This window comes from Streptococcus oralis (assembly GCF_003943385.1).
Taxonomy (GTDB): Bacteria; Bacillota; Bacilli; order Lactobacillales; family Streptococcaceae; genus Streptococcus; species Streptococcus oralis_CA.
In genome coordinates, this window is the sequence record NZ_RJPI01000008.1 from 1 (window position 1) to 20,516 (window position 20,516).

General features: G+C 38.4%; 24 protein-coding genes and 2 pseudogenes. 8 read left to right on the forward strand and 18 right to left on the reverse strand.

Annotated elements, in window-relative coordinates:
- Window positions 1-1,154, forward strand: a pseudogene (locus tag D8803_RS06480) (IS3 family transposase); the annotation flags it as partial.
- 51 nt (window positions 1,155-1,205) lie between these two features.
- Here D8803_RS06480 and D8803_RS06485 read toward each other — a convergent pair.
- The 13 genes from D8803_RS06485 to D8803_RS06545 all read right to left on the reverse strand — a co-directional run bounded on the left by D8803_RS06485 (window position 1,206) and on the right by D8803_RS06545 (window position 10,887).
- A complete protein-coding gene (locus tag D8803_RS06485) occupies window positions 1,206-2,147 on the reverse strand; it encodes a YitT family protein (RefSeq protein ID WP_131200617.1) in 942 nt (313 codons plus the stop codon).
- Window positions 2,148-2,165: 18 nt separating this feature from the next.
- Window positions 2,166-3,923, reverse strand: coding sequence for an aspartate--tRNA ligase (gene aspS, locus D8803_RS06490; protein WP_131200618.1), 1,758 nt, complete (start codon window positions 3,921-3,923; stop codon window positions 2,166-2,168).
- Window positions 3,924-4,074: 151 nt separating this feature from the next.
- Window positions 4,075-4,293: a hypothetical protein gene (locus tag D8803_RS06495; protein WP_131200619.1), complete on the reverse strand. Its 219-nt coding sequence runs from the start codon at window positions 4,291-4,293 to the stop codon at window positions 4,075-4,077.
- 17 nt (window positions 4,294-4,310) lie between these two features.
- The gene (locus D8803_RS06500; protein WP_131200620.1) at window positions 4,311-4,952 is read right to left on the reverse strand and encodes a CPBP family intramembrane glutamic endopeptidase; all 642 of its coding nucleotides are present in this window, start codon (window positions 4,950-4,952) and stop codon (window positions 4,311-4,313) included.
- 9 nt (window positions 4,953-4,961) lie between these two features.
- Window positions 4,962-5,696 (reverse strand): DUF3169 family protein, encoded by a 735-nt coding sequence (locus D8803_RS06505; RefSeq protein ID WP_190316807.1) that lies wholly within the window; start codon window positions 5,694-5,696, stop codon window positions 4,962-4,964.
- A gap of 13 nt (window positions 5,697-5,709) precedes the next feature.
- Window positions 5,710-6,060, reverse strand: coding sequence for a PspC domain-containing protein (locus tag D8803_RS06510; RefSeq protein WP_131200622.1), 351 nt, complete (start codon window positions 6,058-6,060; stop codon window positions 5,710-5,712).
- A 2-nt stretch (window positions 6,061-6,062) separates the two neighbouring features.
- On the reverse strand, window positions 6,063-6,260 hold the full coding sequence (locus tag D8803_RS06515) for a hypothetical protein (RefSeq protein ID WP_190316808.1): 198 nt from the start codon (window positions 6,258-6,260) through the stop codon (window positions 6,063-6,065).
- A complete protein-coding gene (locus D8803_RS06520; RefSeq protein ID WP_001046118.1) occupies window positions 6,247-6,435 on the reverse strand; it encodes a hypothetical protein in 189 nt (62 codons plus the stop codon). The genes D8803_RS06515 and D8803_RS06520 overlap by 14 nt, the downstream gene beginning before the upstream one ends.
- A complete protein-coding gene (locus D8803_RS06525; protein WP_001176236.1) occupies window positions 6,435-6,641 on the reverse strand; it encodes a helix-turn-helix transcriptional regulator in 207 nt (68 codons plus the stop codon). The genes D8803_RS06520 and D8803_RS06525 overlap by 1 nt, the downstream gene beginning before the upstream one ends.
- Window positions 6,642-6,650: 9 nt before the next feature.
- Window positions 6,651-7,115 (reverse strand): hypothetical protein, encoded by a 465-nt coding sequence (locus tag D8803_RS06530; RefSeq protein ID WP_131200624.1) that lies wholly within the window; start codon window positions 7,113-7,115, stop codon window positions 6,651-6,653.
- On the reverse strand, window positions 7,115-8,395 hold the full coding sequence (gene hisS / locus D8803_RS06535) for a histidine--tRNA ligase (RefSeq protein ID WP_131200625.1): 1,281 nt from the start codon (window positions 8,393-8,395) through the stop codon (window positions 7,115-7,117). The genes D8803_RS06530 and hisS overlap by 1 nt, the downstream gene beginning before the upstream one ends.
- 77 nt (window positions 8,396-8,472) lie before the next feature.
- Entirely contained in the window at window positions 8,473-9,720 is a 1,248-nt protein-coding gene (locus D8803_RS06540; protein ID WP_131200626.1) for a transporter, read from the reverse strand.
- Window positions 9,721-10,035: 315 nt separating this feature from the next.
- A complete protein-coding gene (locus D8803_RS06545) occupies window positions 10,036-10,887 on the reverse strand; it encodes a helix-turn-helix domain-containing protein (RefSeq protein ID WP_131200627.1) in 852 nt (283 codons plus the stop codon).
- A 123-nt stretch (window positions 10,888-11,010) separates the two neighbouring features.
- On the opposite strand from D8803_RS06545, the gene D8803_RS06555 reads away from it, so the two are divergent.
- Window positions 11,011-11,352 carry a metal-sulfur cluster assembly factor gene (locus D8803_RS06555; RefSeq protein ID WP_001204052.1) on the forward strand — a complete coding sequence of 114 codons (342 nt, stop codon included), beginning with the start codon at window positions 11,011-11,013 and terminating at the stop codon, window positions 11,350-11,352.
- Between the two features lie 174 nt (window positions 11,353-11,526).
- On the opposite strand, the gene ilvD is transcribed toward D8803_RS06555, so the two are convergent.
- Window positions 11,527-13,230: a dihydroxy-acid dehydratase gene (gene ilvD / locus D8803_RS06560; RefSeq protein ID WP_000137343.1), complete on the reverse strand. Its 1,704-nt coding sequence runs from the start codon at window positions 13,228-13,230 to the stop codon at window positions 11,527-11,529.
- A gap of 184 nt (window positions 13,231-13,414) precedes the next feature.
- Here ilvD and D8803_RS06565 point away from each other — a divergent pair, with 184 nt between their 5' ends.
- The 5 genes and pseudogenes from D8803_RS06565 to D8803_RS06585 form a co-directional block, all read left to right on the forward strand.
- Window positions 13,415-14,422, forward strand: coding sequence for an SPFH domain-containing protein (locus D8803_RS06565; protein WP_131200629.1), 1,008 nt, complete (start codon window positions 13,415-13,417; stop codon window positions 14,420-14,422).
- Between the two features lie 2 nt (window positions 14,423-14,424).
- Window positions 14,425-14,625 carry a PTS ascorbate transporter subunit IIC gene (locus D8803_RS06570; RefSeq protein ID WP_131200630.1) on the forward strand — a complete coding sequence of 67 codons (201 nt, stop codon included), beginning with the start codon at window positions 14,425-14,427 and terminating at the stop codon, window positions 14,623-14,625.
- Between the two features lie 151 nt (window positions 14,626-14,776).
- Window positions 14,777-14,959, forward strand: coding sequence for a 50S ribosomal protein L32 (gene rpmF / locus D8803_RS06575; RefSeq protein WP_000290417.1), 183 nt, complete (start codon window positions 14,777-14,779; stop codon window positions 14,957-14,959).
- A 15-nt stretch (window positions 14,960-14,974) separates the two neighbouring features.
- Complete coding sequence (rpmG, locus tag D8803_RS06580) at window positions 14,975-15,124, forward strand: 50S ribosomal protein L33 (protein ID WP_001265622.1); 150 nt, start codon at window positions 14,975-14,977, stop codon at window positions 15,122-15,124.
- Between the two features lie 421 nt (window positions 15,125-15,545).
- Window positions 15,546-15,692, forward strand: a pseudogene (locus D8803_RS06585) (transposase); the annotation flags it as partial.
- 56 nt (window positions 15,693-15,748) lie between these two features.
- On the opposite strand, the gene D8803_RS06590 reads toward D8803_RS06585, so the two are convergent.
- From D8803_RS06590 to D8803_RS06605, 4 genes are all read right to left on the reverse strand, one after another.
- Window positions 15,749-17,206 carry a hypothetical protein gene (locus D8803_RS06590; RefSeq protein ID WP_131200631.1) on the reverse strand — a complete coding sequence of 486 codons (1,458 nt, stop codon included), beginning with the start codon at window positions 17,204-17,206 and terminating at the stop codon, window positions 15,749-15,751.
- Between the two features lie 548 nt (window positions 17,207-17,754).
- A complete protein-coding gene (locus tag D8803_RS06595; RefSeq protein WP_131200632.1) occupies window positions 17,755-18,717 on the reverse strand; it encodes a hypothetical protein in 963 nt (320 codons plus the stop codon).
- A complete protein-coding gene (locus tag D8803_RS06600) occupies window positions 18,717-19,601 on the reverse strand; it encodes a DUF6287 domain-containing protein (RefSeq protein ID WP_131200633.1) in 885 nt (294 codons plus the stop codon). Before D8803_RS06600 ends, D8803_RS06595 begins: the two co-directional genes overlap by 1 nt.
- An 86-nt stretch (window positions 19,602-19,687) precedes the next feature.
- The gene (locus D8803_RS06605) at window positions 19,688-19,957 is read right to left on the reverse strand and encodes a hypothetical protein (RefSeq protein WP_223805116.1); all 270 of its coding nucleotides are present in this window, start codon (window positions 19,955-19,957) and stop codon (window positions 19,688-19,690) included.
- Between the two features lie 193 nt (window positions 19,958-20,150).
- Between D8803_RS06605 and D8803_RS06610 the strand changes: the two genes are divergently transcribed.
- Complete coding sequence (locus D8803_RS06610; RefSeq protein WP_047206714.1) at window positions 20,151-20,486, forward strand: helix-turn-helix domain-containing protein; 336 nt, start codon at window positions 20,151-20,153, stop codon at window positions 20,484-20,486.
- Window positions 20,487-20,516 lie beyond the last annotated feature (30 nt).

Here is a 20,516-nt window from a genome sequence, read left to right on the forward strand (position 1 = left end):
AACAAGAAATGATTAATAAAGTCTTACATGAAGGCTGGACTAAAGATAGAGTTTCTCTTGAATACGGTCTCCCAAGTCGTACGATACTTCTTAACTGGCTAGCGAAATACAAGAAAAACGCGTATACTATTGTTGAGAAAACAAGAGGGAGAGTACCTAAAATGGGACGTAAACGGAAGAAAACTTGGGAAGAAATGACAGAACTAGAGCGACTCCAAGAGGAGAATGAACGCTTACGGACTGAGGTGGCTTACCTAAAAAAGTTAAAAGAGTTAGAGGAAAGGGACGAAGCCTTAGAGCGAGAAAAGCAGAGACAGTTAGAGAAATGGCTTCAGGAGGATTTCGACTAGATTTACTTCTTGAAGTGGCTCGTTTACCTCGCTCAACTTACTATTATCAATTGAGACAGCTGGATCAACCAGATAAGGATAAAGAGCTAAAGGATGAAATTCAAGCCATTTATAATGACTATAAAGGAAATTATGGCTATCGTAGAATTACTCTTGAACTAAGAAATCGTGGTTTTACAGTGAATCATAAGAAAGTTCAACGTCTGATGAAGGTCCTTGGTTTAAGTGCTCGAATTCGTCGGAAACGGAAGTATTCTTCCTACCAAGGAGAGATTGGCAATAAAGCAGAGAATCTTATTCAGCGCCAATTTGAAGCAGCCAAACCAATGGAAAAGTGCTATACGGATGTGACTGAGTTTGTCATTCCAGCAAGTACTCAAAAGCTTTACTTATCACCAGTTTTAGATGGCTTTAACAGCGAAATTATTGCTTTTAATCTTTCTTGTTCGCCTAATACAAACGATGTTAGAACAGGCCTTTACAGAGAAATACTATGAGAATACGAGTCTCCATAGTGATCAAGGATGGCAATACCAACACGATTCTTATCACAGGTTTTTAGAGAGTAAGGGAATCCAAACATCTATGTCACGTAAAGGTAACAGCCCAGACAACGGTATGATGGAATCTTTCTTTGGCATTTTGAAATCGGAAATGTTTTATAGTTATGAGAAGGCGTTTCAGTCGCTTAAGCAATTGGAACAAGCTATTGTGGACTATATTGATTACTACAACAACAAACGAATTAAGGTCAAACTAAAAGGACTTAGCCCTATGCAATACAGAACTAAATCCTTCGCTTAAATTATTTATCTAACTTTTTGGGGTCAGTACACAGAGCTGGTTTTTGCATGTCTAATTGTCCGTTTCTACGAATCGTCCTAGGATGTGGACATTTTCAGATACAGAGACAAAGGCTGTCGGATCAACCTGTTTCATGATGTGTTTAAAATCATTAAACTCTGCTCGTGTGATAACAGTAATCAAGACTGCTTTTCTCTCATGATTATAGGTTCCTTCTGCATCGTGGATCATGGTTGCTCCGCGGTGCAATTTTTTATGGATTTTTTCAATTACCTTGTCTGGATGATTGGTCACAATCATAGCCTGCATGCGTTTTTGCTTGGTAAAGACCGCATCTGTCACACGACTGGATACAAAAATAGTAATCATGGAGTAGAGGGCGTATTTCCAACCAAAGGTCAAACCTGCTATCAGCATGATGGTTCCATTTACCAGGAAAGAAATACTACCGACATTCTTCCCCGTTTTCTTGCGAATGGTCAGACTGACGATATCTGTACCTCCGCTAGAAATATTGTTACGGAGCGCAAAACCAATCCCCAAGCCCATGACAACACCCCCAAAGAGAGCATTGATAATGGGATCCTCTGTCAGCGTCACAACGGGCACAAACTGGATAAAGAGGGAACTCATGGATACCGTGATAAAGGTAAAGACCGTAAACTTATGTCCAATCTGATACCAAGCCAAAATCATCAACGGAAAATTGATGGCATAAAAGGTCAGCGATATCGGAATGTAAAAACCAAACCAGTGATGACTCAAGGCAGAGATAATCTGTGCCAGACCCGTCGCACCACTCGAATAAACGTGTCCTGGTTGAAAAAAGAAATTGACCGCTACTGCTGACAAAAAGCCATAAACCAGAGAAGCCGAGATTTTCTCATCATATTTTTCCCGAGAGATACTTTGTAAAACTCGTAAGATTTTTATCTGATAAGCAAAGCGGCGCAGATAATAGCGCCACCGCTTAATTCGTTTTGCTTGTTTCATCTTCTTCTACTCAATATTTCAAGCTTTTAAGCCAGAGGGTTTCAATTGAATCTCTAGTTCCTCTAGTTGTTTGAGAGCGACTGTTGATGGAGCTTGTGTCATTGGGTCAGTTGCCTTGTTGTTTTTAGGGAAGGCAATGACTTCACGGATGTTTTCTTCTCCTGCTAAGAGCATCACAAAACGGTCAAGCCCGATAGCTAAACCACCATGTGGTGGGAAACCATAGTCCATGGCTTCAAGAAGGAAACCAAACTGGTCATTTGCTTCCTCAGCTGAGAAACCAAGAGCCTTGAACATGCGTTCTTGAAGGTCTTTTTGGTTGATACGAAGGCTACCACCACCAAGCTCATAACCGTTCAAGACGATATCGTAAGCAATGGCACGAACTTTAGCCAAATCACCTTCTAATTCGTGAGCTGTTTCTTCCTGTGGAAGGGTAAATGGATGGTGGGCGCTCATGTAGCGGCCTTCTTCTTCAGACCATTCAAACATTGGCCAGTCAACTACCCAAAGGAAGTTGAATTTATCGTTATCAATCAAGCCAAGCTCTTTAGCAATACGTCCACGAAGAGCACCAAGGGTTGCATTAGCCACTTCAAGCGTATCTGCCACAAAGAGAACCAAGTCCTTGTCTTCAAGAGCAAGCGCTGCTGTCAATTCTGCTTGGATACCAGTCAAGAACTTGGCAACTGGTCCGTTTAATTCTCCATCCACAACCTTGACCCAAGTAAGACCTTTGGCCCCGTACTGCTTGGCTACTTCGGTCATCTTGTCGATGTCTTTACGTGAGTAGTTATCCGCAGCGCCTTTGACCACAATGGCTTTAACGGCAGCTGCTTCTGAGAAGACTTTGAAATCAACACCCTTGACAACTTCTGTCAAGTCCTGAAGCAACATGTCAAAACGGGTATCAGGTTTGTCAGAACCATAAAGAGCCATCGCATCATCGTACTTCATACGAGGAAATGGAAGCGTTACTTCGATGCCTTTGGTTTCTTTCATCACGCGCGCAATCAATCCTTCTGTGATATCTTGGATCTCTTGCTCCGTAAGGAAAGACGTTTCCAAGTCGACCTGGGTGAACTCAGGCTGACGATCCCCACGCAAGTCCTCGTCACGGAAGCATTTAACGATTTGGTAATAGCGGTCAAATCCAGCATTCATCAAGAGCTGTTTCGTGATTTGTGGACTTTGAGGAAGCGCGTAGAAATGCCCTTTATTGACACGAGATGGTACCAAATAGTCACGCGCCCCTTCTGGCGTTGACTTAGAAAGGAATGGTGTCTCCACATCGATAAACTCCAACTCATCCAAATAATTGCGGATAGAGTGGGTCACCTTAGCACGAAGCTTAAGGTTTTCTAGCATCTCTGGACGACGAAGGTCGAGGTAACGGTAACGCAAACGTGTATCGTCATTGGCCTCAATCCCATCTTTAATCTCAAAAGGTGTTGTTTTAGCTGTATTAAGCACTGTCAAAGCTGTCACGTTTAACTCAACCGCACCAGTTGGCAACTTATCATTAGCTTGCTCACGCGCAGCAACCTGACCAGTCACCTCAATGACAAATTCGCTACGAAGGCTTTCAGCTGTTGTCATGACCTCTGCAGAGACTTTTTCAGGGTTGATAACCAACTGCATGATTCCTTCACGGTCACGAAGGTCTATAAAGATCAAACCACCCAGGTCACGACGACGGCCAACCCATCCTTTCAAGGTTATTTCTTGTCCGATGTGTTCCTCACGAACACGACCAGCATACATACTACGTTTCATTGTTTCTCTCCTCTTTTATTCTGTTACTATTTTACCATAAAAGCGCAGGCACTTCATGAAAATCAGCAGAAAAGTTTGATTGCCTTTAGAAATCAAAACGAACAGACAAAAAATCCGATGAAAACGTCATCGGATTCTCTGATTATGATTCTTAACCTTTTTTACGCTTTTCAGCAATCTCAGCTGCCTTTTTAGGTAGAACAATCTCCGTCGCATAAGCTGTCGCAAAACGTAAGATTCCAGCAATAGGCGCAAAGATAACTGCTAGATAGTTGTAAAAGAAATCGCCTTTAAAGGCATAGGCAAGTGCCCCGATGATAAAGAAGAGAACGATTGCCTGTATCACTGCTAATAAAATTACTCGTTTCATGTGACCTCCTGACTCTATTATAGCATGAGTATCATCAAAAAGCCGATTAAATTATTCAAAGCGTGTAAAGAAATGCTGTAAAGAAGACCTTTTCGGCTCACATAAGCCAGTCCCAAACTCAATCCCAGACTAGCATAAACTAAAAACTGTTGCAAAGTCCCTGGAAAATGAATCAAGGCAAAAAGCACACTCGATACGAGGAGAAACAGAGCTGTCTGTTTGCCGTTGTTCTGCTTAGGAAAGAGATAGCGCGCCAGCATCCCTCTAAAAACGAGTTCCTCCGTCAGAGGAGCAAAGACCACCACCATAAAGAAACCAAATGCAGGCTGAGCCAATGTCAATTGTGATACAGTCTGTTGATTGGCCGACGGATCATCTGGCAAAAAGAACTGGGCTGCAATAGCCACCAGCAAAACCAGGGTTGGCAACCAAATATAACGATTAAAAGCCGTCGTCTGGATGCTAACCTTTTCTGTCTGATACCATCTGTAAACTCCATAAACATAGGCCCCTGACAGAGCGATATAAAGTGGTAAGACTCCATATATTGAAGCCCCTAGTCCAATAGCTGATAAAGCCATACTCTGAACCAGACCATAGCCAAAGAAAAAGGATAGAACAGCTAGAAGAAACCAGCCAAGATTTTTAAGTAATTTCATAAAAGACTCCTATTTGAAATAGCGTTTTACCATAGGTAACTGCATCACATTGATATAAATATGGATTGCTCCTACAAGCAAGAAGGCTAGTAACTGAATCTCTCCTGTCAGTAAGGAAAAGAGAGCAATCAAAAAGTAGAGACCTGGCAAGACATACTGATTTAGTTGGAATAAAATCCGAAAACTCTGTTCCAAATTAGCCTGGCGCTCCCCTTCATCGTAAGAATTGAAATAGTCTAAGGCGTCCTTTGGTGTAGAGAAAAACACCAAACCAAACTGACGAACAATCGCAATAGTTTTATAAAAATATTTTTGAACATTAAAAATCAACACTAATCCCAAAAAAGAAAGAGATAAGGTTAGATGGCTTCCATTTAGTACAATCACATCACTTCCTGAAATGAAGAGAGCCAATAAAATCGCTACGCTTGTAATATTAAAAGCAATGGTCCCAAACTCGAGATTCCGATACATTTGCACATAATAGGTTTCATTCAGATCATCGTCCATTTCCTCTTGATACAAGGAGTGAAATTTTCTGCTTTTCTTTAAGAAATTGAAAGTCAAAAACATACTAATGAAACCTATCAGTAAACAAATAGCTGATATCCATGGTATCAAGACTTTTACATCTAACATAATTTCGTGGGATTCGGTAGCAGCCTTAAACATCCCTACAAAACCGCCCAAGAAGCCTCCAAAGACAACAGACATTAAAAATAACAATCCGCGTTTCTTTTTCATATTCATCCTCTTTCTAAACTAATCCAACCAACCACTGACCAAGCACTTTACCTGATTCAAAAATAGCTGTCAACCCCTCTGTTCCAAGTGATACTAAAATCAAACAAACAACAAACAAGAGAATAGCTTGGTTTCTAGCTTTTTTTGCTCCATCTCCCAAGGGTTCATTGCCAAGCCAACCTGCTAGATAGGCATAGAGAGTTACTGTTATAATCCCAATCTCTGTCGAAGAGAGAAACAGCAAGACTGTCACCAAACGAACGATATTGGCTTGAATATTAAAATAATTTCCTAAACCTGCACAAACACCCGCAAGTTCTTTGTGCTCAGTATCTACTTGAAAATCTGCTAAAAACTTTTTCATATTCATTCTCCTTTTTCACTTGCTAGATTTTTGGATTTCTTTTCAATCCATTCAATTACTGGGATGAGAGCAAAGTAGACCCAAATAAATTGGTCACTTTGATACAGATTAAACCAGCCTAGGTCCATCCCAATCAGTAGAAATACGCTGACTAATAGGGCTATGGCAACTACATAATAAATCACTTTATACTTGTTCATCATTTTTCTCCTTCTTCTTTAACCAATTGAGAATGGACAAGAGGACTAAATTAATCCAAAACAAATACTTACTTTCAACAAAATAAAACCAACCGAATAATGTTCCAATCATAGCGAAAGCATTCACAATAAAGGCAAAAACACTCATATAATAAATCACTTTATACTTGTTCATCACTCATCCTCCTCTATACGAAATACCGACTCGACTGGTTCATTGAATATCTGTGAAATCTTCAGGGCGATTACAATGGACGGAGTGTATTCATCCCTCTCTAGCAAACTGATGGTCTGTCGGGAAACCCCTGCTAGCTTGGCTAGTTCGGTTTGATTGAGACCATCGCGAGCCCGAAGCTCTTTTAAACGATTTTTAAGTTGCATGTCACAGACCTACTTTCCGCCAAATTCAACGGTTTGGATATCCTCAATACGTTGTAGTTTAAATTTTTCTTTTCCCTTTTTATCAACACGGCGTAGCTTGACCCATTCCTCATCAACATCCACAACTTCCCAGTTGTCTGTTCCAAATAATTGTCCAACGATTGTTGGTTTTTTCCCAATCAATTCTTTTAAAATTCTTGACATTTCTATATTTCCTTTCTCTTTTTGCTCAATTCTTTTGATTTTATTCTCTAATTTCTTGACCTTTTGGGAATGGTATATATAATACATAATCACAAGAGGTACAAATCCTAATGCCCACATAATCGTTCTTTTCTCCTTTTCTCTTAACTTGCTTATATTGTAACGCATCTTTTTCTTTTTGACAAGTATATTTGTCAAAAAGTTTATGATTTTTGTCATTTTGCAAAAGAAAAAGGTCAGGAATAAGATCCTGACCAGTTTATCTGTCATTAAAAGCCCAATTTTTCAAAGATTTCTGAGAAGTTTTGGCTGATTGCCTCAAGTGACACTTGCACTTCTTCTCGTGTTTGATTGTTCTTAACCGTCACTTGTCCGCTTTCGACTTCACTCTCTCCCAGGGTGATGAGGGTCTTAGCCGCAAAGACATCGGCTGACTTGAACTGAGCTTTGAGCTTCCGGTTGAGGTAATCACGCTCTGCTTTGAATCCTTGTTGGCGAAGGGCTTGTACCAATTCCAAGGCCTTGACATTTGCTCCTTCACCCAAGACTGCGATATAAACATCTAGAGCGTTTTCGATAGGGAGGGCCACACCTTGCTTTTCAAGGATGAGAAGCAGGCGCTCTACACCAAGGCCAAATCCAAATCCAGCAGTTTCAGGACCACCAAAGTAGGCAACCAAACCATCGTAGCGACCACCCGCACAGACCGTCAAGTCATTGCCCTCAATCTCAGTGATAAACTCGAAAATGGTGTGGTTGTAGTAGTCCAGACCACGCACCATATTGGTATCGATGATGTAGTCTACTCCAAGATTTTCCAACATCTGACGCACAGCATCAAAGTGGGATTGGCTTTCTTCATCAAGGAAGTCCAAGATAGACGGCGCATTCTCTACTGCTACCTTGTCTTCTTTTTCCTTAGAGTCCAAGACACGGAGAGGATTTTCCTCCAAACGACGTTGGCTATCCTTAGACAAGGTCTCCTTGAGCGGTGTCAAATAATCGATCAAGGCCTGACGGTAAGCCGCACGACTCTCAGGATTTCCAAGCGTGTTGAGGTGCAATTTGACACCTTGGATGCCAATTTCTTTCAAGAAATGAGCTGCCATAGCGATGGTTTCCACATCGGTAGCTGGATTGCTAGAGCCAAAGCACTCGACACCAATCTGGTGGAACTGACGCAAACGCCCTGCCTGTGGACGCTCATAGCGGAACATAGGGCCCATGTAATAGAACTTACTTGGCTTTTGCACTTCTGGGGCAAAGAGTTTATTTTCCACATAGGAACGAACAACGGGCGCAGTTCCTTCTGGACGGAGGGTGATATGGCGGTCACCCTTGTCATAAAAATCGTACATTTCCTTGGTTACGATATCGGTCGTATCTCCGACAGAACGGCTGATAACCTCATAGTGCTCAAAAATAGGCGTGCGCACTTCTGCATAGTTATAGCGCTTGAAAATTTCACGGGCAAAGCCCTCAACATACTGCCACTTGGCAGACTCAGCAGGTAAAATATCCTGCGTTCCTTTTGGTTTTTGTAATTTCATAGGGAATCCTCTTTAAACTTAATAGTCTTATTTTACCATAAATAGAGGGATTAAAACAGTAGGAAAAAAATTAGGATTTACATATCATTTTTGAGATTCAGACTTGTCAGAAGAATAGCCAGCAAGGAAAGACCAACAAATAAGATCCAGGTCAACTGCATATTCCATACGGCTACAAGTGAAAAACAGGCTGTACCAAGAGGTACTGATAAGGTAAACAATAAACCTAAAAAATTACTGGTACGAGCTAGAACATCTGGAGCTAGATTTTTCATGAGCATGGCACTAATCTTTGGTGAAACTTTACCAGACACATACAGAGTTAAAAAGAGGAATAGCAAACCAAGCACGACTTGATTGAATAAGTTAGCCAGACCAACTAGACCGACTCCTAATGTCGCCCACATCATCAATCTAGGCAAGGACTGCTTCCCAAAATAATCATTACCCGTAAGGCTACTGATGATGATAGCTAATAAAACACAGACTTGCTCGATAAATAGTGCCTCTGTGTAAGAAAAATTCAAGAGAGAATGACTCAAAAAGAAGATGTTATAAATGCTTCCTAAAGCGCCACCCAAAGCATTGATAAGCAAGACAGCAAAGATCATGAATCCAAAGTTTTTCTGTCCACTTTTAAGAAAAACAAGACGTAAATTTCGGTAAATTGTTAGGAATTGCTCTTTGATAGAAAGCTTCTCATTTTTTAGGATTTCACCATCAGCAGATGAAATTGACAGGTTCAATTTGCTTCTTCCTAAAAAGAGAATAGCGGCTGATACTAGGAAAAAACAGGCATTGATTCCCGCAACGAGAGAAAAATTATTGACCGATAGACCTAAGAGCCAGACTCCGAAAGCTTGACCACCAATAGCTGAAATATAGGTGATAAACTGGGAAAAAGAATAAGCCTCCATCAAATCCTCTTCAGCTACTTTTTCCTTAATGAGAGGCATGCGTAAGCCACCTGCAAAATCACTGATCACATCACTGATAACATTGATCAAACACAGGCTAGAAAAGGCAAAGAGACTGGCTTGACCAAGCACCAGAGCTGCCAGGAAAAAGAGAAGAGCCTGAAACAAACCGCTATAGGTCATCCATTTGACCTTGTCCCTCGTGTAATCTGCCCGAATCCCTACAAAAACTGTAAAGAGAGTCGGAAGAATCATGACAATATTCGCTACAGCAACCGCAAAAGATGCTTGTGGCAAGGTCGACGCATAAACGATAAATACCAGGTTAAAAATTGAAGCACCAAAAGCATTGAAGAATCGTGACAAAGTCAAGAGACGATAAGCTTGATTTCTGAACAATAGATTCATAGATAATCTCCCTTCTTGTTCGAATACTCAATGAAAATCAAAGAGCAAACTATGAAGCTAGCCGCAGGTTGCTCAAAACAGTGTTTTGTGGTTGCAGATGGAAGCTGACGTAGTTTGAAGAGATTTTCGAAGAGTATAAGTTCTATATGAAGTGTGACTACAGTATAGCACTTATGAATTAACGAGGAGATTTTCTTGAATATATGCAACAAATAAAATGAGAAAAAAGAAACGATAGAACTTCTTTGATGACCTGAAAAAGGTCAATAGTCCTATCGCTTCAAATTTCAAATCATTTTCTTAACTTGCAGATATTCAACAATCGGGCGTGTTTCTATAGTATTCGGCAGATTTGTTACACCCAAGCATCTCAAAAATACGAACTGCATCCTCCATCTTCTTTTGTCCTTGCTTGACCCTGCCTTGCTTGCTATCAAGGAGGCCTTCCGCCCACAAATAGACTATTCGGAAATAGGTCTCATTTTCCTTGTAGAAATGCTCTTCGATAACACGTTTAAAATAATAGGCATTGGTAAATTCTTCACACTCAATGCTGGCTAAAAAACCATTCAGTAGCATGGTGTGAAATAGGTGCCGATTTCCCTTCATTTCCATTAGAAAATCAGATTTGCGGACCATTTCTCGTACATATCTAGTAAAAAGAGGAATAGATAAGAGTGGGGAACTAACTGAGAACAAATTGAGTTCATAGATTCCCCAAATCTCGGTAGAAAACAGGTAATCATGAAGGACTTTCCCTTCCTCTGCTGTTAACTCTACCGTTTCATCCATGCTCTTCATATAAGACTTGATCATAATGGCATTTAGAATATGTTTCTGTTTATTTTGAGAATCGGCATGCTTTTGATACTCCTTACGATACAAGTCCTCGAGAGGTGCTATGTTCTTTGGATCCAAGATATCTGTGATTTCTTTTCTCAACTCAGAATCTGTATCATACTGAAAACCTCTCGCCAGAAAGAGGATTTCCTCTACACTCGCAGATATATTTTCTAGGGCAAACAGAAACTTTCCCACCGAAAGTTCACTCTGACCTGTTTCAAATCGGGACAACATGGACGGCGAAAATTGTCCCCCAGTTGCTTGTCTCAGCGAGATATTTCTTGACTCTCGTAATTGTCTAAAGACTTTTCCAATCTGCTCCATAGATTTCCCCTTGATTGAGTATTTTCTTCATTTTATCATATTTTTCAGAAAATTCATCAAAAACTTGCCAAATTGTCAGAATTATGAGAAAATAGAGGATATTTATCACGTGGAGGGACTGTTATGAGAGACGATATCAAAATCAATGACCGCGCTTTGGCCTTACAAGACCAAATTATCGAAAAACTAGAGAAGGTTTTTGATACAGATGTGGAATTGGATGTTTACAATCTGGGCTTGATTTATGAAATCAATCTGGACGAAACAGGTCTCTGCAAGATTGTCATGACTTTCACCGATACTGCCTGTGATTGCGCCGAAAGCTTGCCTATCGAAATCGTCGCAGGTCTGAAACAAATCGAGGGTATCGAGGACGTCAAGGTTGAAGTTACCTGGTCTCCTGCCTGGAAGATCACACGAATCAGTCGCTACGGCCGTATCGCCCTTGGACTGCCACCTCGTTAATACTTCTTCAAAAATCTCTTCAAACCACGTCAGCTTTATCTCCAACCTCAAAGCTGTGCTTTGAGCAACCTGCGCCTAGCTTTCTAGTTTGCTCTTTGATTTTTATTGAGTATAAGCAGGCAAATCACTTTTGAAGATGAAAAAAAGCAAGCCATTTTGGCTTGCTTTTTGAGTTTATTTTTTACCTGACTTGTCCATATTCCAGAAATCTGTCACGGCTCCGCGTGAAGCAGATGATACGATGTGGGCATATTTACCGAGGACACCACGGCTGTATAGTGGTGGCAAGGTTGTTTCTGCCTTGCGTTTTTCAAGTTCTTCTTCGGATACGGCCATAGAAATTTCTTTGGTATCTTGGTCAACCGTAACGATATCACCTGTACGAAGGTAGGCAATTGGTCCACCATCCTGAGCTTCAGGAGCGATATGTCCAACAACCAGACCATAAGTACCACCAGAGAAGCGTCCGTCTGTCAAGAGGGCAACCTTGTCTCCTTGACCTTTACCAACGATCATGGATGAAAGTGACAGCATCTCAGGCATACCAGGACCTCCCTTAGGTCCAACGAAACGCACAACGACAACGTCGCCATCAACGATTTCGTCTGTCAAGACAGCCTGAATAGCATCTTCTTCTGAGTCAAAGACTTTAGCCGGTCCAACGTGACGACGAACTTTAACACCTGATACCTTGGCAACTGCTCCATCAGGGGCAAGGTTCCCGTTCAAGATAATCAATGGACCATCTGCACGTTTTGGATTTTCCAGTGGCATGATAACTTTTTGACCTGGTGTGAGGTCTGCAAAATCAGCCAAGTTTTCAGCAACGGTCTTACCAGTACATGTGATGCGGTCGCCATGAAGGAAACCATTTGCCAACAAGTACTTCATAACCGCAGGGACACCACCGACTTCGTAGAGGTCTTGGAAGACATACTGACCAGAAGGTTTTAAGTCGGCCAAGTGAGGCACACGTTCTTGGATCGTATTGAAGTCCTCAAGTGACAAGTCAACATTTGCGGCATGAGCAATGGCAAGCAAGTGAAGAGTGGCATTTGTAGAACCACCGAGAGCCATCGTTACAGTGATGGCATCTTCAAAAGCTTCACGAGTCAAGATATCTGATGGTTTGAGACCAAGCTCCAGCATCTTAACTACAGCACGTCCTGCTGCTTCGATATCTTCTTTCTTGTCAGCTGATTCAGCTGGGTGAGATGAAGATCCTGGCAAACTCATACCGAGAACTTCGATTGCAGTCGCCATGGTATTAGCAGTATACATACCACCACAGCCACCAGGGCCCGGGCAGGCATTACATTCAAGACGTTTCACGTCCTCAGCTGTCATGTCACCGTGGTTCCATTTTCCGATTCCCTCAAAGACAGAAACTAAATCAATGTCTTTACCATCAAGATTTCCCGGTGCAATAGTCCCACCATAGGCGAAAATAGCTGGGATATCCATATTAGCAATAGCAATCATGGAACCAGGCATGTTCTTGTCACAGCCACCGATAGCGACGAAGGCATCCACGTTGTGACCGCCCATCGCCGCTTCGATAGAGTCTGCGATGATATCACGAGATGTTAGAGAGAAACGCATACCAGGCGTTCCCATGGCAATCCCGTCCGCTACGGTAATGGTACCAAACTGAACAGGCCAAGCACCTGCAGATTTGACACCTTCTTTAGCCAATTTCCCGAAATCATGCAAGTGGATGTTACATGGTGTATTTTCCGCCCAAGTCGAAATCACTCCCACAATCGGTGTTTCAAAGTCCTTATCTGTCATACCAGTCGCACGAAGCATAGCGCGGTTTGGTGATTTAACCATGCTGTCATAAATGCTACTACGGTGACGTTTATCTAATTCAGTCATCTTATCCCTCCCGTTTCAGTTTTTACTATTATAGCACAATTTAAAGGCAATGAACAGAAGAAAATTCTTGAATTTTCAGAAAATTCTATACAGAAATATTTTCTTTAAAAATGTTACATTTATTTCTTGACTTTATAAATTAAAGTGATATCATTTAGATATCATATAACAGGAGGTCATTTTTATGACTGAAAAACTCATCAATTCAAAACCAAATGGTGTATTCGCATTGATTCTCATTGAGTTGACACTCGTACTTGGTGTCTTTATATTTATAATGGGTGTTGGTTCGGAAAACGTTTTTGGAATTATTATCGGACTTGTACTAAGCATAATTACAGCACTAGCTCATGCTGGTTTAAAAGTTGTCAAACCTCAGGAAGCTCTGGTTCTGACACTCTTTGGTAACTATACAGGTACCATCAAAGAACCTGGTTTTTACTTTGTCAATCCCTTCAGCGTAGCAGTTAATCCTGCAAACCACACTCGGCTTGGACAAAGTGGGGACGTTAGCACGAAATCTCCTTTTTCAGGGATGAAATCATCAAATGGCAATGATGTAAATCTTGAAATTGGCAAGAAACAGATTTCCCTTAAGGTTATGACCTTGAGCAATTCTCGCCAAAAAATCAATGATTGTCTAGGAAATCCCGTAGAAATCGGTATCGCGGTAACTTGGAGAGTTGTCGATACCGCTAAAGCAGTCTTCAACGTTGATAACTATAAAGAATATCTCTCATTGCAGTGTGATAGCGCCCTTCGTAATATTGTCCGCATTTATCCTTACGATGTGTCTCCGAATGTGGACACTACAGGTGATGGGCAAGCCGATGAAGGAAGCCTCCGCGGTTCTAGTGAGATTGTAGCTAAACGTATTCGTGAAGAGATTCAAAGTCGCGTAGAAGATGCTGGCTTGGAAATCCTTGAAGCACGTATCACTTATCTAGCTTATGCACCAGAAATTGCTGCCGTCATGCTTCAACGTCAACAAGCATCTGCTATTATCGATGCACGTAAGATGATTGTAGACGGCGCTGTAGGAATGGTTGAAATGGCACTAGAACGTCTCAATGAAGGAGAGTTGGTAGAACTGGACGAAGAGCGTAAGGCTGCCATGGTTTCAAATCTCCTAGTCGTTCTCTGTGGCAATCATGATGCACAACCAATTGTCAACGCAGGAAGTCTTTACTAAAGATGGCTGAAGCTAAAAAAAAGCAGATCCCCCTTCGACTCTCAACAAAGTTATACGCTGCACTCGCATCATGGGCAGAAGACGACTTTCGTTCAGTCAATGGGCAAATCGAATATCTCCTTACAGAGTGTGTCAAGCAACGAAAGAAAGACGGAAAATACGTATCAGAAACCATTGATGAACCATTCGAGATTGAAATTTAATCTATTTTCCTATCCAGAACCTTGGATGGGAAAATTTTTTAATCTTTTTTTGTCAAGTAACTTTACTTTACAAAAAAAATGTGTTATTCTAATATGGTTGATGAAAATCAGTAGATTGAATCGAATTTAAATACCTAAAGGAGAAATCAAAATGGCAGTACCTGCACGTCGCACTTCAAAAGCGAAGAAAAACAAACGTCGTACACACTACAAAGTAACAGCTCCATCTGTAAACTTTGACGAAACTACTGGAGATTACTCACGTTCTCACCGTGTATCACTTAAAGGATACTACAAAGGACGTAAAATCGCTAAAGCTGCATCAGCTGAATAATAGAAGGGAGATACCATGCGCGTAAATATTACACTTGAACACAAAGAATCTGGTGAACGCTTGTACCTTACTTCTAAAAACAAACGTAACACTCCAGACCGTCTTCAATTGAAGAAATACTCACCAAAACTTCGCAAACACGTTGTGTTTACAGAAGTTAAATAGTGGGTCATTACGTTTCAGTAGAAACGAAAAAACCTTGATTTCATGCGATTTTTGGAATATTGAAATTCATTACAAATCATTTGAAATCAGTTCTATGGCAACCTTTTTGGCAACCTTTTTTGAAATAAAAAAGAAAGTCAACAATCGAAGAATATAAAGTCCTAAGAATTTTTTAGGACTTTTTTATTCCTAAAAATTGTGGCTCTATACTATTTGTAGTGGGTAAATCCCCTATAGATCTTATGGAGCCTATTTTTGTGTAGAAAAAAAGTCCCATAAGATCTATAATGAAAAGCGACAAAGCAACTCATTAGAAAAATTCATATGGAACCATTACATTTTATCACAAAACTACTAGACATTAGAGACCCTAATATCCAATTTATGGATATCATCAACAAGGATACACAAAAAAATCATCTCTAAACTGGAAGCGACCAATAATCTCATCAAACTTATCAAACGAAATGCCTTTGGATTTCGAAACTTTTAAAACTTCAAAAAACGGATTTTCATAACTCTGAACATCAAAAAAGAAAGGACGAAATTTGTCCTTTCTAGATCTTAGCTTTTCTGGCTCTATAATATTTGTAGTGGGTAAATCCCTTATGGATCTGATAGAGTCTATTTAATTTCAATCCAGTTAAGATCATCTGCACTTAGTGGTGTAAAAGAATCTAGTAAACGTTCCAGCTCTATTCTAGTATACACTTTACCTTTTTCATCTTTAATAGTTATGACATTATTTGTATTTGTTTGATTAATACTTAACACTTTGTTTAATTGTGTCCCCTGTTCATTAAACATATATTGTTCATACAAATATGTACCGCCTGAGAAACCACCCCTCAACCAAAAACTACCATCACTCATAGGTATAAGGAAATAAAGATGGCCAAGAAGCTCAACATTATTTATAATTTTTCCATTATTTAATGTAAAAACATTATATATTGTCCGTTCCCAATTATACTTCTGACTAGTTCTTTTAGAATCTTTCGACGTTTGATCACCTGCAATTACTAATTCATTAACACCGTTATTGTCAAAATCATATAAAGCATAATATAACTTCACTGGTTCAGGTCTTCCATTCGGCAATATTTCGAAATTAACATAGCTATATCCTGGTTCAATCTTTTTATTTTTAAGCACTTTAAGATATTCATCAATAACCGGCTGATACTCAGTCATAGTTCCCGATATATCTTCTTTACTTTTTAGTCCAGATACTGTCACTTCGACAACATTTTCCTCAAATGTTTTTCCTTTTGATTTTAACTCTTCTAAATAAGAATCTTTGACATTAAATATTAATTTATCACCGTTCTTCAGATTTTTGGGTTTATCTGTTTGTTTGAATTCTAGAACAGAATTAGTTCTATCTACTAATTTACCATAGCCATCAACTCCTGTAAATTGAATATTCGCTTCTTTTATTAAATCTTCCGCTGAAACCTTCTCATACTCCTTCAAATTTTCAACTTTAAAGATTTTCTTCTCAGATTTGATGGGAACAATAGGATTTGTAACTGTTACTGTAATTGTGACCTCATCTCCGTTCTTTAAACGATTCTTCTTATCATAATCTATCTTTACACTACTAATCATATTGTTAATAAGAGGATATTTAGAAGAATAGCGAGGATCTGTTTTAACTTTTTCTTCTCCTTCTGGATCAGCAGCTAATAACTTTGCTTGTTCCTTCTCTATACCAGATTTTTCCAGAATAATCTGTGTCATCCAAATATTAAATTCCTTTTCATTTGAATTTATTAGTTCACCATCTCCATCGTAACCTGTAAATTCAACAGTTAGTACGTTGAATATACTTTTGGGTTGAGACTGGAAATAGATATAACCACCTAAAGAAAATAAAACAAGTAATAATACAATAAAAATTCCTACAGACTTCTTCCGATTGGTTGATACAAATTTCTTAATTTTTTCCAAGAAAGATTGTTTTTTTATTGATTTACTCCTATCCGCACTTAAATTATTTAAATAAAGTGACAATTCTTCTGGTGTAGGTTTACGACCATTTTGCTCCTCAAATTGTTTTATCCATTCCTTATTATCCATTATTCTATTATCTCCTCATCATTTTTCAATAATCATTATTATTATAATCATCTAAAATTTTTTTTTAGAAAATATAAATAATTTATTTAAAATATATCTTCCAGATTCTAATTTTAAAGTTTAAACATCATCATAACAATCTTCAATTATTATATATTCATCAAATTACTCAGTGATCTATAAACTATTAATCAATGCAATAATTAATTTTAATCTTACTATAAACAGTTTTTAAAATATTTAAAACCTATAATAGGTGCACTATACTCCAAAAGTTAGACAGCAAATTCTAACTTTTGAAAGTCGGTAAAAGGAAGTAGTATGAGTATGAGTTTGATTTATAACTGTTAAAATTTGTTTCTCATTCTCTGCCATAAGCCGAAATAAATTGTTATAGAAACAATAGGTTTATTGTCGTACAAAATTTGATAACTAATATTAAAAATGTTAACTACCAAAAATTATACTTCAAATAAATTTTAAGTATACTAACGTCTGAAATATTTCAAAAACATACTATAAAACCTTAAATCAATCAAAATAATCTATTAAATTGCTCCATTAAGAATAGGACGAATACCATCTAGTATGATGGAGAAGAGAGAAGAGCTGACAAATTTCTCTGTAAAAATAATTAAAAATAAAGCTAATGTAATATAAATGATTCTAATATAAAAAACGTCTATTTTAGAATTAGATTCATTAATATTCATCAAACCAATAATTAATAAAATAAAATTATATAAAAATCTTAAAAGAAGAAAAGCAATAAAAACAACTATTAAATTATTAAGACCCGGTATTTGTTTAATTAAATTATCAAGTCCATAGAAAATCTGCGTAGTGAGATTCATCATTGGTGCTGGAGCTACTATTAAGTGTGAAGGTATGAATAGAACACACAAAATGAGAAGAATATTTGGGAGTATTAAAAATGAAGTAGAACCTAATTTTTCACTTAAATAAGTTTTCCACTCTAAATTTTTATTTGTTAGTTTAAAAGCTATTAAAGGTAGCAACAAAATTATAATTTGTAGCAAAAAGAATAATAAAATCAAGTAAAAATATGTCCCCAATGAAGTTAATGATTTCCACGAATTAACCAATAATGTATATATTTGAACTCCATTTGGTTCCATATTAATAGTTTTCCCAGCAATCGGTGTATCAATTAACATTTTTAAAACACGCCAGAAAAGTTGCCCTAATGAGACAGATAACAATATGCTGCTAATAAGAATATTGATAACTGGATAGTACCACTGAGCATTCAACTGACGAGACGGATGTTTTAGTGTTTCTATCAACCATGACGGATATGAAATAGTACTAGATACATTAGTGATAGATTCGGCAGTAGTATCTTTATTTACATCTTCTCCATTACTTACATTGTTATCTTCTTGCTCAACTGTAAATTCACCTTTTTTTAAAGCTTCTGCAATTTCTTTCTCATTTGGTACTCTATCATTGATTAATTTGAATAATTCAATCCACTTTTCTTTAGTCATTATTCAGCTCCTTTTTCTTTTGATTCTAGTTCTTTTTTTATTGAATCACGTTCAGCTTGTAGTTTAGTCAAATCCTTTTCCTCAACTTCTAGTTGACTAGTATCTGGTTTAACACGGTAATAAACGTTTTCTGGTTCCGTAAGCATGCTAGGATAACTTTGTCCAGCAACAAGTCTATCTTCAGCAGTATTTGATTGATCAGTATACTGTCCAGCGGACTCTAAGACAATGCCTCTAGGTACTACAATCATATAACCTCCTCCTGCTGGAATACCTTTTGGCTGTAAACCGAAAGAAGCTGTATCAGAGTTAGGACGTTTTTGACCTTTTGAGACTGTTAGTTCATAAGTAGATTCATATTTTTGACCATCGCTATAACCAGTTGCATATATTTCATTAGACTCATTAATAACAAACTCTCTACCCGAAGCTGTACGCCATGTACCTTTCAAACTAGATAAATCGTTATTTCTTAGTGCTTCAATATCCAGTTTTGGAACAGCAGTTTCTTTCTTTAGCTTGCTAACAAGTGCTTCTGTTTCAGTAATCTTGGTATCCAAATCAGCCAGTTGATTCTTGAGTTTTTGAATTTCCTCTTGTTTATCCTTATCAGTCTCATCCGTTTTTCCTTGGCTTGTAGACGCTTGACTTGTTGTCTCTGTAGTTGAAACTGAAGACGATGCTTGATTTGACTCTTTATTTTCCTTAGGTGAGAATAAGAAGAGGCTTGCTAGAATTGCAACAACCAACAGACTGATAGCAATTCCAATGTACACTTTTATTTTAAAAAACTTACCCCTAATCTTAGATGGAGAAGCTCCTTCCACTACCCTCGGGACAGTTGATTTAGGAGCATTCTTCTCTTCAAAATTTTTCTTTGTCATAGTATTCCTCCCATTTTTCACTATATTTTACATTTACCTTAGATAAATTTACGAGTTTTTTCTAGTATACGTGAATGGCTTACAGTTCAAAAATAATCTGAAAAATTATCATGATTAAAGACTGCTACATCATGACTAGCCTTGTCCGATTCAGCCTTAGCAGTATTTACATCAGCTTGAGTAGGAACTTTAGGTTTAACCTCGTCCTTAGCAACTACTTCAGTTGCTGGAGTGTCCTTAGCGACTACTTCGGTTGCTGGCTTATTGACAGGTACTTCAGTTTCACTAGCAGATACCCCAGATGCCACACCTAGAGCTGAGATTGCAAGCGTTGAAATAACTGCACCAGTACGCAATTTTTTGATGGTGCCGTGACCTTGTGTTTTTGATTCTAGTATATAAACTCCTTTATGTCTTAAAAGACTGTTTTATGAATAATATTATACCACACTTAACAGTCTTTTAAATATTATTTTTGTTATAATTTCAGTCTTTTAATAACGATTTATTCAATGAGATAAACTTGTATGATAGTTATGAGGTACTATCATGACTGAAAAAATAAATTTAAGAGAATTTGTTGCAAAACAAATCAGACTTCTAAGACTGAAAAGCGGGATGACACAAGAATATCTAGCTGAAAAGGCTGATCTGGGATTCAACTATATCTATAGATTAGAGAATAAGCAGTTAAACGTTAAGCTGGAGACCATTGAAAAAATCATACAAGCGCTTGAAGTTGATATGAATACTTTTTTTAATATTGAAAATCAAAATCAAAGCGGAGAATTTTCACAACTCATTGAAGATATTAGAAACCTACCGACAGAAAAAAGAGAACCTACTATAAAAGCTCTCCGAGATATATTAAAACAAATAAATTAAGCCAAGTATTTTTGAACTTGGCTTTTTATA

Coding starts and splice junctions, on each gene's coding strand:
- D8803_RS06485 (WP_131200617.1), bottom strand. CDS start 2,147: ATGAAACAAGCAAAACGAATTAAGCGGTGGCGCTATTATCTGCGCCGC.
- aspS (WP_131200618.1), bottom strand. CDS start 3,923: ATGAAACGTAGTATGTATGCTGGTCGTGTTCGTGAGGAACACATCGGA.
- D8803_RS06495 (WP_131200619.1), bottom strand. CDS start 4,293: ATGAAACGAGTAATTTTATTAGCAGTGATACAGGCAATCGTTCTCTTC.
- D8803_RS06500 (WP_131200620.1), bottom strand. CDS start 4,952: ATGAAATTACTTAAAAATCTTGGCTGGTTTCTTCTAGCTGTTCTATCC.
- D8803_RS06505 (WP_190316807.1), bottom strand. CDS start 5,696: ATGAAAAAGAAACGCGGATTGTTATTTTTAATGTCTGTTGTCTTTGGA.
- D8803_RS06510 (WP_131200622.1), bottom strand. CDS start 6,060: ATGAAAAAGTTTTTAGCAGATTTTCAAGTAGATACTGAGCACAAAGAA.
- D8803_RS06515 (WP_190316808.1), bottom strand. CDS start 6,260: ATGAACAAGTATAAAGTGATTTATTATGTAGTTGCCATAGCCCTATTA.
- D8803_RS06520 (WP_001046118.1), bottom strand. CDS start 6,435: ATGAACAAGTATAAAGTGATTTATTATATGAGTGTTTTTGCCTTTATT.
- D8803_RS06525 (WP_001176236.1), bottom strand. CDS start 6,641: ATGCAACTTAAAAATCGTTTAAAAGAGCTTCGGGCTCGCGATGGTCTC.
- D8803_RS06530 (WP_131200624.1), bottom strand. CDS start 7,115: ATGACAGATAAACTGGTCAGGATCTTATTCCTGACCTTTTTCTTTTGC.
- hisS (WP_131200625.1), bottom strand. CDS start 8,395: ATGAAATTACAAAAACCAAAAGGAACGCAGGATATTTTACCTGCTGAG.
- D8803_RS06540 (WP_131200626.1), bottom strand. CDS start 9,720: ATGAATCTATTGTTCAGAAATCAAGCTTATCGTCTCTTGACTTTGTCA.
- D8803_RS06545 (WP_131200627.1), bottom strand. CDS start 10,887: ATGGAGCAGATTGGAAAAGTCTTTAGACAATTACGAGAGTCAAGAAAT.
- D8803_RS06555 (WP_001204052.1), top strand. CDS start 11,011: ATGAGAGACGATATCAAAATCAATGACCGCGCTTTGGCCTTACAAGAC.
- ilvD (WP_000137343.1), bottom strand. CDS start 13,230: ATGACTGAATTAGATAAACGTCACCGTAGTAGCATTTATGACAGCATG.
- D8803_RS06565 (WP_131200629.1), top strand. CDS start 13,415: ATGACTGAAAAACTCATCAATTCAAAACCAAATGGTGTATTCGCATTG.
- D8803_RS06570 (WP_131200630.1), top strand. CDS start 14,425: ATGGCTGAAGCTAAAAAAAAGCAGATCCCCCTTCGACTCTCAACAAAG.
- rpmF (WP_000290417.1), top strand. CDS start 14,777: ATGGCAGTACCTGCACGTCGCACTTCAAAAGCGAAGAAAAACAAACGT.
- rpmG (WP_001265622.1), top strand. CDS start 14,975: ATGCGCGTAAATATTACACTTGAACACAAAGAATCTGGTGAACGCTTG.
- D8803_RS06590 (WP_131200631.1), bottom strand. CDS start 17,206: ATGGATAATAAGGAATGGATAAAACAATTTGAGGAGCAAAATGGTCGT.
- D8803_RS06595 (WP_131200632.1), bottom strand. CDS start 18,717: ATGACTAAAGAAAAGTGGATTGAATTATTCAAATTAATCAATGATAGA.
- D8803_RS06600 (WP_131200633.1), bottom strand. CDS start 19,601: ATGACAAAGAAAAATTTTGAAGAGAAGAATGCTCCTAAATCAACTGTC.
- D8803_RS06610 (WP_047206714.1), top strand. CDS start 20,151: ATGACTGAAAAAATAAATTTAAGAGAATTTGTTGCAAAACAAATCAGA.